Raw genomic sequence first — 13,545 nt, forward strand, 5'->3', positions numbered from 1 at the left:
TACAGACAATATGGTGGCCTCCGTCACGGGCAGGGGTTTCGGGGAATTGTTGGGAATACTGCTCGTTGCGAACGTTTTGCGCATTGTGCTCAGTGATTCAATGGATCAGGAGGAAAGGAGCGAAGGTGCCGCGCAACAGCCGGGTCAGCATGCGTTTCTCCACCCAAACCCTTCTCCTCCAGCTAGGGGTTGTCCTGCTGGTGGTCCTGCTCAGCGGGACGGTCCATGCGTGGCTGGTCTATGAACGCATCGGCACCGAAGCCGAAAACCAAGCACTCACCCTTGCCAGGACCGTCGCCGCGGATCCCGAGATCAGGTCCGGCGTGCAAACCATCAGCAAAGAAGAAGGAACCCCTCCCCCGGATGTCCTCGCTGCCGGAACACTTCAAGCGGCGGCCGAAGCTGTGCGAGTGCGGACTGGGGCCCTGTTCGTGGTGATCACGGACGAAACCGGCCTGCGCCTGGCTCACCCCGAGACGGCGCGGCTGGGTGAACGCGTCAGCACAGACCCTTCAGTGGCGCTGGGCGGGCAAGAGATCACCACCCGCAACACGGGAACGTTGGGGCCATCGGCGGGGGCGAAGGTGCCGGTGTACGCTCCGGAGAACTCCACCACAATCGTGGGCGAGGTCAGCGTTGGCTATTCCGTGGAGTCCCTCAGCAACAGCCTTGCCCGCGACATTGTGCCCATTGCACTCACCGCCGGCGGCTCGCTGCTTGCCGGCGTCCTGGCCTCCTTCCTGCTCCGTCGCAGGCTCCAACGACTCACCCTCGGCTTGGAACCGGAAGAGATCAGCACCTTGGTCCACGACCAAGTGGCGGTGCTCCAAGGCGTGGATGATGGTGTGATCGGCGTTGCCGCAGACGGACGGATCTCCGTGTTCAACGCCGCCGCAGCAAGGCTCTTGGACATGCCGGACGCCACCGGCCAGGACTGGGCATCGGCGGCCGTCCCTGAACAGCTCAAACAGCTCACGCAGCCTGCGGCCCGGGACGCCGAGGCCGTGGAAGTCGTGGCGGGCGGACGCGTTCTGGTGGCCAGCGCTCGCAAAGCCTGGCATCGGCAAGAGGATCTTGGCTGGGTGGTCATGCTGCGGGATCGCACGGAATTGCAGCAACTCACCCGCCAGCTCGACGCCGTGGGGACCATGTCCACAGCCCTGCGCGCCCAGCGCCACGAGTTCGCCAACCAACTCCACACCATTGCCGGTTTCATGAGCATCGGCCAACACCACGCCGCCAAGGAATACCTGGCCCGGATCTCGGCCACTGGTCCGCTGAAGTTCCCCGTGGAGCAGGCCGAATTGCTCCAGGACACGTATCTGCAGGCCTTCGTTGGCGCGAAAGGCGTGGAGGCTTCGGAGCGCGGCGTGGCCCTCCGCATCGGCCCCGAAACACTGGTCCGTGGGCACGTGGCCGATCCACAAGACGTCACCACGGTGCTCGGCAACCTGATCGACAACGCGGTGAGTGCCGCCGTTGCCGGCTTGTCAGCGGAACGATGGGTGGAAGTCGAACTGCTGGACGACGCCACTGAGAACGGCGGGACCCTGCACATCCTGGTGGGCGATTCCGGCGACGGTTTGGGGAGCCTGGAACCGGAAGAGGTTTTCGCCGAAGGATTTACGACGTCGGAACAACCGGTACGCTCAGGGGCTGGACAAGGTTTGGGGCTGGCGCTGGTGCGGCAGCTTGCGCGGCGGCGTGGCGGCGATGTCCGCGTCCTGGAGCCCGGCAGCAGCGGCGGTCCCGGCGCCGTGTTCATGGCGACCATCCCCGGCGTCATGGATTCCGCGGAGCATGCGGGCACAGGTGCCGACTCGACGTTGAGGGAGGACAGCAATGGCTGAGGATTTGCGGGTGTTGATCGTGGACGACGACTTCCACGTGGCACGGCTCCATGCAGCCTATGTGGATTCCGTGGCCGGCTTCATGGCTTTGGCGCCGGCTGGGTCGGTTTCACAGGCACTGCAGGCGATTCACAGCCTTCGTCCCGATCTGGTGCTGCTGGACGTGTATCTCCCGGACGGCTCCGGCTTGGATCTGTTGGGTCAACTGGACGTCGACGCCCTCATGCTGACAGCGGCCTCTGACGCGCAGTCCATCAGGGTTGCCCTGCGGCGCGGCGCGCTTGGGTACATGCTGAAACCGTTCACCGCTGAGTCACTGTCCCAGCAACTCCGGTCCTACGCGCGGTATCGGCGGATCCTGGGGCAGCAGACAGCCGTTGACCAAACCACCATTGAACGCGCCAAACGGTCCCTGATCCCGGGAGATGTCACGCCGTCAGCCAAGCCCCGTTCCGCCACGGAGGCTGCGGTCCTGGAATCCTTGCTTCCCGGGGAGCAGTATTCAGCTGCCGAGGTTGCGGAGAGGGTGGGCGTTTCCCGGGCCACGGCGCAAAGGTACCTGTCCTCGCTCGCGGACGATGGCGCCGTCGAGATCCAGCTGCGCTACGGAAGCACAGGCCGTCCGGAACACCGCTACGGCGTCCCCGCCTGACCCAAGTAACTGGCATTAGTGGTTGTTCTGAGCGCTCAGAACAACCACTAATGCGACTCAGGCGGGTGCGCTACGCGGACTTTTGCGCCACGAGCTCGATTTCCACGAGCATCTGCGGATCGAGGAACGGCAAGACGTGGACCAGGGCAAGCGTGGGGCGGATCTCGCCGAAGACCTCACCGTGGGCGCGGCCGGCGTCTTCCCACTTGCTGATGTCCGTCAGGTACAGCTTGGACTGAACCACGTCCTCGTAGGAGAACCCGGCGTCTTCCAAAACAGCGCCGAGCTTCTCAAGGATGTACTTGGTTTGCGAGTAGAAGTCGTCGCCAACGATCGCCTGTTTGCCATCAACGAGCCCTGAAGCGGCCGTGGCGGAAATGAAAAGAGTGTTGTCCACCTGGACTGCCCGGGAATAGCCAAGGGTCTGCTCCCAGACCGAACCCGTGCCGAATGTCTTGCGCATGCCGCGCCTTTCCTGTCGCTTCGCCCGGTCCGGTGACCGGCGTTTACGAAGGAAACTTTATGACTGCGGGAGGTCCAGCCGGTAAACGAACAGCTTTATGTCGGTGCCGGGCACAAACCAGTCACGGTGCGGGGCGCGGTCAAAACCTGTCCGCGCGTAGAGGGCGTTGGCGCTTTCCCACGTGGCTCCAGTGGTCAGGGACACGGCGTTGATTCCGTCCATGGCCTTGGCTTGATCGATGACAGCCTGCACCAAGGCACGTCCCGCCCCGGATCGCTGAACTGCCGGATCCACCACCAGGGTACGGAGTTCCAGTTCGTCGTCGAGGCCGATGTCGGAAAAGCCGCCGCCTGCCGGGGCTGCCGTAACAGACCCGATGACCTCGCCGTTGCGCTCCGCCACCAGGATCTCAGCGTGCTCCGCGCGTCCGGCAACGTCCTGGAGCTTCTGCAGGTACGGGTGATCAGCGTCGCCGTAGTACCCCGCGGTGACGTAGGAGTCCTGCGTGATGCGGGCAACGGCGTCGTAGTCTTCGGGCAGGGCGGGACGGACGGTAATCGGCGAAAGCACCTACCAATGGTAGTCGTGCTGGCGGCGCCCGCCGCGCCAAAGGCCCCTTTCCGTGATGGAACTATCAGTCACGTCTGGAACGCACGACGCCGAATGGTTGGCCCGCGCTGTTCAGGAGGGTGCCTCTGGGCTGCTTTTGTGTTGCCTCCCGTGGCGTCGAATTGAGCCGCGTTGCGTGCGGTGAACCCCGGTTTCGTGCTGTTGCGCGTAGATGTCGAAACGCTGGCGCGGGGCAATGCGGGCGTGCTTGAGTTACCACACGGCAAAGCCCGGCCGTGAAAACTTCGTGCACACAGAACAGGAGGAACCGATGCCCAAGACCGATGTCCCAGCACACGTAACTCAGGCTCACTCCTGCTGTCCGTCCTGCCTTCAGAACTAGCGATCTGTACCGCTGCGCCGTCGATGCCCTTGGCTCCGGGCAGCAGCGACCCCTCCCGCACCTGAAAGGCTTTGCATGTTTTCCGCGTCCCTCCGCGCCCAAAAACTCCCCACAACACCCCCGAACCGCCGCCAAATCCTCGGCACCCTTCTCGCCATTCCCGCCCTGGGCCTGTTGACCGCTTGCGGCGGACCAGCAGCGGCCGGAGGCGTAGCCACGCAGGCGGCACAGGTCACCGCCCCGCTGGCCACCACCGTTCCGGAAGGCACCACGCTGGCAGTGGGCGACCCATCCGTGCAGGTGGCCCTTGAACTTTCCGGCCTGGACAAGAAGCTCAGCTTCCCCGTGAAGTTCGCCAACATCTCCGGCGGCCCTGCCACTACTGAAGCGTTCCGGGCCAACGCCCTGGATGTAGGTTCAGTGGCGGACATTCCTCCCATCCACGCGACGTGGACGGGGCTGGAGGTCCGCATCATCGCCAGCGTCTACCGCCAGGATGCCGTGAACCACCCGTTGTACGAACTGGGTGTGGCACCCGGTGCGGGCATCACTGACCTCCAGGGCCTTCGCGGCAAGAAGATCGCGTACAGCCCCGGCCAAGCGCAAGGGGCCTTGGTGCTGCGCATCCTGGAAAAGGCCGGCCTGCAGCAAAAAGACGTGAAGCTCGTGGAACTACCCAGCACGGGTGACACCTACTCCACAGCCCTGTCCAGCAAGCAGGTGGACGCAGCGCCTTTGGGCGGCGTCCAGATCAAGCGGTACCTGGCCAAGTACGGCGCCGACGGCGGAACAACGCTGCGGCACGGCCTCAGGGACGATCCCGGCCACCTGTACGCTCCGGCCAAGGTGCTTGACGATCCGGCAAAAGCTGCGGCGCTTGCCGAGTACGTCGAAATCTGGGGACAGGCCCAACGCTGGATCCAGGACCACCCCAAGGAATGGCTTGAGGGCTACTACGTCAAGAACCAGGGGCTTTCCGCCGAGGACGGCCAGTACCTGATCGATACCGCCGGCGAGCGCGACCTCCCCACGTCCTGGACCGAGGCCATTGCCCGGCATCAGCAGACCATCGACCTCCTCGCCAAGGAACAGCAGAAGCCCAAGCTGGATGCCGCCAAGTTGTACGACCTCCGCTTTGAGGCCATCGGCGGCACGGCCTACGCGGCCGCTGGAAAGGGGGCGTAGCCATGACCACCACTGCTGCCCGGCGCACGGCTACGGTCACCGCTCCCCCGCCAGGAACCGCACCTCCGCCAAGAAGCGACGTCGCTACTCACCCGGGTGCCGGCGTCGAACCTCACCTCGACCCGAACCTCACCGGCAGGCCGGATGTCCGCCCGGCGAGCCGCCGCCTGGGCCCCGGGAAGCGTCGCCGCTTTGCGGGCTTAGTGGGTCCTGCCGCGTTGATCCTATTGTGGGTGGTTGCTTCGGCGACGGGCCTGCTGGATCCCCGGATCCTGTCCGAGCCTTGGACCGTGGTCTCCACGGCGGGCGAATTGATCGCAGACGGCCGCCTCCAAGAGAACCTGGCGATCTCGGCCCAGCGTGCAGGTTTGGGATTGTTCTTCGGGATCGTGGTGGGTGCCGTACTGGCGGTCCTTTCCGGGCTGAGCCGCGTAGGCGAGTCGCTGATCGACGGTCCAGTGCAGATCAAGCGGGCCATTCCCGGACTCGCCCTGATCCCCCTGCTGATCCTCTGGTTCGGCATCGACGAAACCATGAAGGTCCTCACCATCACTTTGGGCGTGTTCGTCCCCATCTACCTCCAGACCCATGCTGGTTTGCGGGGCATCGACCTGCGGTACGTCGAACTGGCGCAAACGGTGGGCCTGAGCCGGGCCGGGTTCATTCGCCGCGTAGTACTACCGGGAGCGTTGCCGGGATTCTTCCTGGGGCTTCGTTTCGCCGTCACCGGCGCCTGGGTGTCCTTGGTGGTGGTGGAACAGATCAACTCCACCAGCGGCATCGGCTACATGATGGAGCTCGCCCGCACCTACGGACAAACAAACATCATCGTCCTCGGCCTGGCGGTCTACGGGGTCCTGGGACTGGTTTCCGACGCAGCCGTCCGGCTCCTGGAACGAAAGGCATTGTCGTGGCAACGCACACTGGCGGGCTAAGCACCCTCCGGACCGGCCCCTCCTACGAAGTCTCCGTCCGGAACCTCATTCGCAGCTTCGGCCCGAAAGGCGTACTCAACGGGGTGGACCTTGATATCGCACCGGGCGAGTTCGTTGCCCTCCTCGGCCCCAGCGGCTGCGGCAAGAGCACCCTGCTGCGTGCCCTCGCCGGACTGGACGGTGACGTCCGCGGCAGCGGAGTGGTGAAGGTCCCGGAGCAGGTGTCCGTGGTGTTCCAGGACTCGCGCCTGCTGCCGTGGGACACCGTGTTGGGCAACGTCACCTTGGGACTCAGGGATCACGACGCCGATGCCCGCGGCCGCCGCGCGCTCGCCGAAGTGGGACTCGCCGGTCGCGAAAAGGCGTGGCCACACGAACTGTCCGGCGGGGAACAGCAGCGCGTCGCCTTGGCGAGGTCGCTGGTGCGCGAGCCCAAGCTGCTGTTGGCCGATGAACCTTTCGGTGCGCTGGATGCCCTCACCCGGTTGAAAATGCACGCACTCCTTAAGGACCTGGTCGCCGCGCACCGCCCGGCGGTCCTGCTCGTAACCCACGACGTCGACGAGGCCATCACCTTGGCCGACCGCGTCATCGTCCTCCAAGGCGGCCGTGTAGCCCTTGAGCGCAAGGCTGGAACCGCCGTCGACCATTCAGCGCTGAGGGGCGAACTGCTCGAAGCCCTCGGCGTCCATTCTGCTGCCTAACCCCCCCTCGTATTCGATCCAAGGAGAAACCCCATGACTGAACCACAGCGCAAGCTCCACCTGAACGCTTTCCTCATGAGCACAGGCCACCACGAGGCCTCGTGGCGCTTGCCCGAAAGCGATCCTCTCTCCTCCACCAAGGTTGAGCACTACCAGCATCTGGCCCGGGCGGCTGAACGCGGAAAGCTGGACTCCATCTTCTTCGCGGACTCCCCCGTCCTGTTCGGCGAGGTGGGCCGCCGCCCTGCCGGCAAACTGGAACCTACAGTGCTGCTGACAGCCATCGCCGCGGCAACGCAGAAGATCGGCCTGATCGCCACCGCTTCTACTACCTACAACGACCCCTTCAACCTGGCACGCCGCTTCGCGTCGGTGGACTGAGTCAGCGGCGGCCGCGCTGGTTGGAACGTCGTCACGACGGCGGGACCGGACGCTGCGAGGAACTTCGGCGTGGATGACCAGCCGGCACACGCTGTCCGTTACGAGCGGGCAGCCGAGTTCATCGAGGTAGCCCAGAAGCTGTGGGACAGCTGGGAGGACGACGCCGTGCTCGCGGACAAAGCCGAGGGCGTGTGGGGTGACGACAACAAGATCCGGGCTATTGAACACGAGGGCAAGCACTTCCGTGTGCGCGGCCCGCTCAATGTTCCCCGCTCGCCGCAGGGCCACCCACTGATCGTTCAGGCAGGGTCCTCCGAGGACGGCAAGAAGCTTGCTGCACAGTACGCCGAAGCCGTGTTCACCGCGCACCAGACATTGGCTGACGCCCAAGCTTTCTACTCAGACCTCAAGGCACGAACCGCAGCTGTGGGCCGCGACCCTGAAGGCATCAAGATCCTCCCGGGCATCGTCCCGGTGATTGGTTCCACGGAGGCCGAAGCCCTGAAACTTGAGCGTGAACTCGACGAACTTATCAAGCCGGAGTACGCCCGGGAGCAGTTGGCCAAGACTTTGCGTTTGAAGCCCGAAGACCTTCCTCTGGACCGCCAACTGCCCGCCGATCTTCCCTCCGAGGACGACATCGAGGGTGCCAAGAGCCGCTACACGCTGATTGTGGAACTGGCTCGTCGCGAGCAGCTCACGGTCCGGCAGCTGATCGGCCGCTTGGGCGGCGGACGTGGCCACCGCACGTTCTCCGGAACGCCGGAGCAGGTGGCGGACGCCATCCAGGACTGGTTCTTCGCGGGCGCGGCCGACGGCTTCAACATCATGCCCCCGGTCCTCCCCTCCGGCCTGGAGATCTTCGTGGACCAGGTAGTACCGATCCTCCAGCACCGCGGCCTGTTCCGTACCGAATACACCGAGTCCACTCTCCGCGGACACTACGGGTTGGCCCGTCCCGAGAACCGTTACGCCGGTTCCGAGGGACAGCAGCTCACGTCCATCGGATCGGCGTTCTAATGACCGAGTACCGGAACCTGGGGCGAACCGGCGTCAAGGTCAGCCAGCTGACGTTGGGGACCATGATGTTCGGGGCCATCGGCAACCCTGACCACGACGACAGCATCCGCATCATCCACAGGGCGCTGGACGCCGGCATCAACCTGGTGGACACCGCCGATGTGTACTCTCAGGGCGAGTCCGAGGAGATCGTGGGCAAGGCACTGAAGGGTCGGCGCGATCAGGTTGTCCTGGCTACCAAGGTCCATGGACGCCTCGGCGACGACGTGAACCAGACCGGCAATTCGCGCCGCTGGATCATCCGCGAAGTTGAGGACAGTCTCCGCAGGCTGCAGACAGACTGGATCGACCTATACCAGGTGCACCGGCCGGATCCCGACACGGACATCGACGAAACACTGGGTGCGCTCAGCGACCTCGTCAGCCAGGGCAAGATTCGCTACATCGGTACGTCTACGTTCCTTCCCGGCCAGATCGTCGAGGCCCAGTACGTTGCCCGAGAACGCCACCGGGAACGGCCTGTCACGGAGCAGCCGCCGTATTCCATCCTGGCTCGTGGCGCAGAACGGGAGGTCCTGCCGCTGGCGCAGCAGCACGGGCTCGGGGTGCTTCCGTGGAGCCCGCTCGCCGGAGGCTGGTTGTCCGGTCGGATCAAGGCCGACGGCGCGCACCTTCCGTCAAGCCGCGCGGGTCGCCAACCAGCCCGGCACGATCCGGACCTGCCCGGGAACGCCCTCAAAACGAAGGCCGTGCTCGAGCTGACGGAGCTGGCCGATCAAGCAGGACTGTCGCTGATCCACCTCGCGCTGGCCTTCGTCCTCGAACACCCGGCGGTGACCTCTGCGATCATCGGACCGCGCACGCTGGAACACCTTGAAGCAGCCCTCGGGGCGGACAAGCTCACCCTGTCACCCGATGTGCTGGACAGGATCGACCAGATCGTTCCTCCAGGGACCACCCTCAACACCGCTGATGCGGGCTATGAACCGGCGTGGCTGACGGAGCCGGACCGGCGTCGTCGTTCATTGCGGTAAGTACCTCCGCGAAGGGCGCGATCAGCGCTTGGGCCAGCTCCACAGCGGACCTTCCAGCGCGCCCAGGCCCTTGATCCTGGTCTCGCCGAGGTCCTTGTAGAGCTCATGCTCATGGGCGGCCCCGCTTTCGCGAAGTGCCTTAAGCAAGGCCTCGGAGTGGGTCACCACGATCATCTGGCTGTTGGCACTGGCTTGGACTATCAGTCCGGCCAGTGCCGGCATCAGGTCGACGTGGAGGCTGGTCTCAGGTTCGTTCAGGACCATGAGCTCCGGGGGCCGCGGCGTCAGCAAGGCCGCGGTGAGCAAGAGGAACCGCAGCGTCCCGTCCGAGAGTTCGGCTGCCTTCATGGGCCGCAGCATGCCCGGCTGGCGCAACTCCACACTGAAGCGGCCGTCGCTGACGGCGATCTCCAGCCGGCTTCCCGGAAAGGCGTGATCGACGGCGGCATCCAACTGCCGCTCGAATCCCACCTCGCGCAGCGTTTGGAGTGCGGCCGCGAGATCCTTGCCACTGTGGTGCAACACCGGGGTGCGTGTTCCAAGCTGCGCCTGGCGGGCGGGAGCCTCTGCATCTGTGCGGAAGTGATCGTAGAAGCGCCATGAACGAACCGAGTCCCGAACCCGCAGCACCTCGGGTGCCCGGTCCTGATCCGAAACCTCAGTCAGCATGCTCTGGAACGTGTCCAGCCGCCGGGACAACTCTGTCCATTCGCCGTCTGGTCCGCGCAGCTTGGCCAGGCTGCCCTTTCGGTCCACCAACAACGAACCCGGCCGTGCCACGGGCCCGGAAAAGATCTGCTCCCGTTTGATCTCAGGATCCAGGCTGAACGCCGAAGGGCGGGAACGGCCGGTTTCCTGGTCAAAACCCGCCCCGCTGGAAACCGGCATGCCAAGGTCCACCAAATATCCAAAGTCGTCGCCGGAGTACCCCAGTTTCAGGTTCACGGACTCCCGACGAACAGTTCCCTGGACAGGTACCTCGCCTCGGCGCATGGCCTCACTGATGGACTCCGGCCCGGCCCACAGCGTGGACGCCAAGCCTCCATCCCTGGCCAGAGAGCCCACCACGTTCCCCGAATCACCCCCGGCACATTCGGCGAGCAGCCGAAGCGCCCGGTAGAGGGAAGACTTACCACTGCCGTTGGCCCCGGTCACGATATCCAGGCCATGCAACTCCATGGCGAGATCCCGGATGGAACGGTAATTGGCGATGGCGAGTGCTTTGATCACTGGTTGATGATCACAACGGGAATTTGCCGGACAGTTCCAGAGCCCCGGCGCACATCCACGCCGCCAAACGGTCCTCTGTGGTGGGACCGCCATCCAGCGGGCTCTCCAAGCGCGGCCGGCGCACCCAGCAACCAGCCTCTTCCGCAATCAGCGCGCCTGCCGAAAAGTCGTGCTCGTTGAGGCCCCGCTCCCCGTAGGCGTCGAAAGTACCGTCTGCCACCAGGCAGAGATCCAGCGCAGCCGACCCGAGACGTCGGACATCGGCAAATCCATCCATGAGCCCGGCGAGGCCTTCAGATTGGCTGGCCCGGGTGGCGGGATCGTAGCTGAAGCCGGTGGCCAGGATAAGCCCCGTCCGCCCGGGAACGGGACCCGCCAGGCGCGTCCTCTCTCCACCTGTTTCCACCCATGCACCCTGACCGCGGGCTGCCGAATAGATGCGGCCCAACGCCGGTGCGTGAACGACGCCCGCCTGCCAGACGCCGTCGGAGTCCGCTACCGCAACGGAGGTGGCGTAATAGACGATGTTGCGGATGAAGTTAGTGGTCCCGTCCAAAGGATCGATGGACCAGCGGTACCCGGAAGGCTGTTCGGGCCGGGTAGTGCCGTGTTCCTCCCCCGTGATGGCGTCGTGCGGCCGCTGGGCAATGATCGCTTCGCGGACCGCATTCTCGGCCGCGACGTCGAAAGCCGTGACCCAGTCGCCGGCCTCGCCCTTGTTGCTGGTTTCCAAACCATCACCACCCGTGCCGGTGGCAGACCGCTGGGCGAGCACAGCAGCGCCCGCAGCCGCGGCACGTTTCGCGACAACAAGGAGTTCGGCGGCGTCCGTCATTCGGTGGCTGCTTCCGCTGCTGTTTCATCCACTACGGTAGCTTCATCCGTTGCGGCTTCAGCTTCCGTCCCGGTCTGTGCCGGTCCGTTGGCCAGGAGCTCGCGGAAGCCGTCCTCGTCCAGCACTGGTACGCCCAGTTGCTCAGCCTTGTCCAGCTTGGTGCCGGCGCTTTCACCGGCCACCAGGTAACTGGTGTTCTTGGAGACGGAACCGGACGCCTTGCCGCCACGGATGATGATGGCCTCCTTGGCTTCGTCGCGGCTGAAGTTGGGCAACGTGCCGGTGACTACCACTGTGAGGCCCTCAAGGGTCCGCGGTACCGAAGCATCCCGCTCGTCCTCCATTCGCACGCCGGCAGCGGCCCAGCTGTCCACGATCTCGTTGTGCCAGTCCACTGCGAACCATTCCTTGAGCGCCACGGCGATGGTGGGTCCAACTCCGTCAACATGGGCCATTTGCTCTTCGGTGGCGTTGCGGATGGCGTCCATGCTCCCGAAAGCGGTGGCAAGTGCGCGGGAGGCTGTTGGTCCAACGTGCCGGATGGACAGCGCCACCAGCACTCGCCACAGTGGCTGCTGCTTGGCTTTCTCCAGCTCAGCGAACAGTTTTTCCGTGGTGGCGGTCGGTTTGGACGGAGACTTCGCCGTTCCCTTGGTATAGAAATACGGAACGAGTTCATACTCTCCCGTGCCCACACCCTTGGAGCGCTTTTCCCTGCGGATCAGGACATCCGCCAGATCTTCCCGCGTCAGGCTGAACAGGCGGGCCTCACTGGTGAGCGGCGGCGTCTCCGGCTCTGCGGGTTGGGTCAGTGCCACAGCCGCTTCCCAGCCAAGTGCTTCGATGTCGAAAGCACCCCTGCTGGCCACGTGGAACACGCGCTCACGCAGCTGCGAGGGGCAGGACTTGGCGTTGGGGCAACGAATGTCCACGTCGCTTTCCTTGGCCGGAGCCAGCGGCGTGCCACAGGACGGGCATTCTGTGGGCATCACGAATTCACGGACGGGCGGTTCCTGCTTGTCACGCAAGGCAAGGACGGGTCCGACGATCTCGGGGATGACATCGCCTGCTTTGCGGAGAATCACGATGTCGCCGATCATCACGCCCTTGGCCTTGACCACGTCCTGGTTGTGCAGCGTAGCCATGCCCACCGTGGAGCCGGCCACCTTCACGGGTTCCATCAGGCCAAAGGGAGTCACGCGACCGGTGCGGCCCACGTTGACGGCGATGTCCAGGAGCTTCGTGTGGACTTCCTCGGGCGGGTACTTGTACGCGGCAGCCCATCTGGGCACGCGGGACGTGTACCCAAGGGCGCGTTGAGTGGCAAAGTCATCAATCTTGACCACAATGCCGTCAATCTCGTGCAGGAGCTTATGCCTGCGCTCACCGTAGTCGGCAATGAACTTCAGGACGTCGTCGAAGGTCTCCAGCACCTTGAGGTATGGGCTGACAGGGAGCCCCCATTCCTCGAGGAGCTTATAGGTTTCCGATTGGCTCTTCGCATCCAAGCCTTCACGGGCACCGATGCCATGGACAAACATGCTGAGGGGCCGCTTGGCCGTTTCCGCGGGATCCTTCTGGCGAAGCGAACCAGCGGCGGCGTTGCGCGGGTTGGCAAGCGGTGCCTTGCCGGCAGCCACCAAGGACTCATTGAACTCAAGGAATGCCTTGGAAGGGATGAACACCTCGCCGCGGATCTCCACTTCCGATGGGTAGCCGGAACCACTGAGCTGCCGTGGGATTTCCTTGATGGTGAGAACGTTGTGGGTGATGTCTTCACCGGTGGTGCCGTCGCCTCGGGTTGCGGCACGGACCAGTTTCCCGTCCCTGTACAGCAGATTGACGGCAAGGCCATCGATTTTCAGTTCAGTCAGCCACGCGATGGGCGGGACGGAATCGCCGAGCTTCGCCACTGACGCTTCAGCTTTGCGGACCCAGGCTTCGAGCTCATCCAAGGAGAAGACGTCGTCAAGGCTGTACATCCGTTGCAGATGCTCCACCGCCGCAAAGGCAGATGAGACCTCGCCTCCAACCTCCTGAGTGGGCGAGTCGTTGGACACGAGCTCCGGGTGGAGTGCTTCCAGTTCCTCCAGCCGGCGGTACAGTTCATCAAACTCGGCGTCGGAGACTGTCGGCGAGTCTTCCTGGTAATAGGCATACCGATACTTGCGGACAAGGTCCGCCAGTTGCTCGTACTCATCCCGCAGGGACTCCGACGGCGGAGTCCCCTCCTCTGCGACGATGGCCGCAGCGGCGTCCTGGGTTGTGGTGTCGACCGGATCCGGATTCTCTGGTGTGCTCACA

Annotated in this window: 11 protein-coding genes and 1 pseudogene; 7 read left to right on the plus strand and 5 right to left on the minus strand. The window is 64.5% G+C overall.

All coding sequences use genetic code 11. The features are described from left to right. Nucleotides 1–149: 149 nt before the first annotated feature. Entirely contained in the window at nucleotides 150–1,850 is a 1,701-nt protein-coding gene (locus J3A64_RS11155; protein ID WP_014921198.1) for an ATP-binding protein, read from the plus strand. Beyond that, nucleotides 1,843–2,502 (plus strand): response regulator, encoded by a 660-nt coding sequence (locus tag J3A64_RS11160; protein ID WP_014921197.1) that lies wholly within the window; start codon nucleotides 1,843–1,845, stop codon nucleotides 2,500–2,502. Before J3A64_RS11155 ends, J3A64_RS11160 begins: the two co-directional genes overlap by 8 nt. A gap of 70 nt (nucleotides 2,503–2,572) precedes the next feature. Here the strand turns inward: J3A64_RS11160 and J3A64_RS11165 are convergent, their stop codons facing one another. Together J3A64_RS11165 and J3A64_RS11170 are read right to left on the minus strand one after the other, a co-directional pair. After that, nucleotides 2,573–2,965 (minus strand): RidA family protein, encoded by a 393-nt coding sequence (locus J3A64_RS11165; protein WP_011774164.1) that lies wholly within the window; start codon nucleotides 2,963–2,965, stop codon nucleotides 2,573–2,575. A 57-nt stretch (nucleotides 2,966–3,022) separates the two neighbouring features. Continuing rightward, nucleotides 3,023–3,535, minus strand: a complete 513-nt coding sequence (locus tag J3A64_RS11170) for a GNAT family N-acetyltransferase (RefSeq protein ID WP_011774163.1) — start codon at nucleotides 3,533–3,535, stop codon at nucleotides 3,023–3,025. Nucleotides 3,536–3,992: 457 nt separating this feature from the next. Here J3A64_RS11170 and J3A64_RS11175 point away from each other — a divergent pair, with 457 nt between their 5' ends. The 5 genes and pseudogenes from J3A64_RS11175 to J3A64_RS11195 all read left to right on the plus strand — a co-directional run bounded on the left by J3A64_RS11175 (nucleotide 3,993) and on the right by J3A64_RS11195 (nucleotide 9,176). Continuing rightward, nucleotides 3,993–5,102 carry an ABC transporter substrate-binding protein gene (locus J3A64_RS11175; protein ID WP_210064309.1) on the plus strand — a complete coding sequence of 370 codons (1,110 nt, stop codon included), beginning with the start codon at nucleotides 3,993–3,995 and terminating at the stop codon, nucleotides 5,100–5,102. 2 nt (nucleotides 5,103–5,104) lie between these two features. Then, nucleotides 5,105–6,037 (plus strand): ABC transporter permease, encoded by a 933-nt coding sequence (locus J3A64_RS11180; protein WP_210064310.1) that lies wholly within the window; start codon nucleotides 5,105–5,107, stop codon nucleotides 6,035–6,037. After that, nucleotides 6,013–6,741, plus strand: a complete 729-nt coding sequence (locus J3A64_RS11185; protein WP_014921194.1) for an ABC transporter ATP-binding protein — start codon at nucleotides 6,013–6,015, stop codon at nucleotides 6,739–6,741. Before J3A64_RS11180 ends, J3A64_RS11185 begins: the two co-directional genes overlap by 25 nt. 33 nt (nucleotides 6,742–6,774) lie before the next feature. Beyond that, a pseudogene (locus J3A64_RS11190) lies at nucleotides 6,775–8,142 on the plus strand (LLM class flavin-dependent oxidoreductase). Beyond that, entirely contained in the window at nucleotides 8,142–9,176 is a 1,035-nt protein-coding gene (locus tag J3A64_RS11195) for an aldo/keto reductase (RefSeq protein ID WP_210064311.1), read from the plus strand. The pseudogene J3A64_RS11190 and the gene J3A64_RS11195 overlap by 1 nt, the downstream one beginning before the upstream one ends. 21 nt (nucleotides 9,177–9,197) lie before the next feature. Here J3A64_RS11195 and J3A64_RS11200 read toward each other — a convergent pair whose 3' ends face one another. The 3 genes from J3A64_RS11200 to ligA are packed head-to-tail and all read right to left on the minus strand — an operon-like array spanning nucleotide 9,198 to nucleotide 13,544. Continuing rightward, on the minus strand, nucleotides 9,198–10,406 hold the full coding sequence (locus J3A64_RS11200) for an AAA family ATPase (protein ID WP_210064312.1): 1,209 nt from the start codon (nucleotides 10,404–10,406) through the stop codon (nucleotides 9,198–9,200). A gap of 10 nt (nucleotides 10,407–10,416) precedes the next feature. Next, entirely contained in the window at nucleotides 10,417–11,241 is an 825-nt protein-coding gene (locus tag J3A64_RS11205; protein WP_014921191.1) for an inositol monophosphatase family protein, read from the minus strand. After that, a complete protein-coding gene (gene ligA / locus J3A64_RS11210; protein ID WP_210064313.1) occupies nucleotides 11,238–13,544 on the minus strand; it encodes an NAD-dependent DNA ligase LigA in 2,307 nt (768 codons plus the stop codon). The genes J3A64_RS11205 and ligA overlap by 4 nt, the downstream gene beginning before the upstream one ends. Between the last annotated feature and the right edge of the window lies 1 nt (nucleotide 13,545).

This window comes from Pseudarthrobacter sp. PvP004 (genome assembly GCF_017876035.1).
Lineage (GTDB): Bacteria > Actinomycetota > Actinomycetes > Actinomycetales > Micrococcaceae > Arthrobacter > Arthrobacter aurescens_A.

What these genes read in the sequence shown, in the direction of transcription:
- J3A64_RS11205 (WP_014921191.1), bottom strand. Translation starts at nt 11,241, where the DNA reads ATGACGGACGCCGCCGAACTCCTTGTTGTCGCGAAACGTGCCGCGGCT.
- J3A64_RS11160 (WP_014921197.1), top strand. Translation starts at nt 1,843, where the DNA reads ATGGCTGAGGATTTGCGGGTGTTGATCGTGGACGACGACTTCCACGTG.
- J3A64_RS11180 (WP_210064310.1), top strand. Translation starts at nt 5,105, where the DNA reads ATGACCACCACTGCTGCCCGGCGCACGGCTACGGTCACCGCTCCCCCG.
- J3A64_RS11165 (WP_011774164.1), bottom strand. Translation starts at nt 2,965, where the DNA reads ATGCGCAAGACATTCGGCACGGGTTCGGTCTGGGAGCAGACCCTTGGC.
- J3A64_RS11175 (WP_210064309.1), top strand. Translation starts at nt 3,993, where the DNA reads ATGTTTTCCGCGTCCCTCCGCGCCCAAAAACTCCCCACAACACCCCCG.
- J3A64_RS11155 (WP_014921198.1), top strand. Translation starts at nt 150, where the DNA reads ATGCGTTTCTCCACCCAAACCCTTCTCCTCCAGCTAGGGGTTGTCCTG.
- J3A64_RS11195 (WP_210064311.1), top strand. Translation starts at nt 8,142, where the DNA reads ATGACCGAGTACCGGAACCTGGGGCGAACCGGCGTCAAGGTCAGCCAG.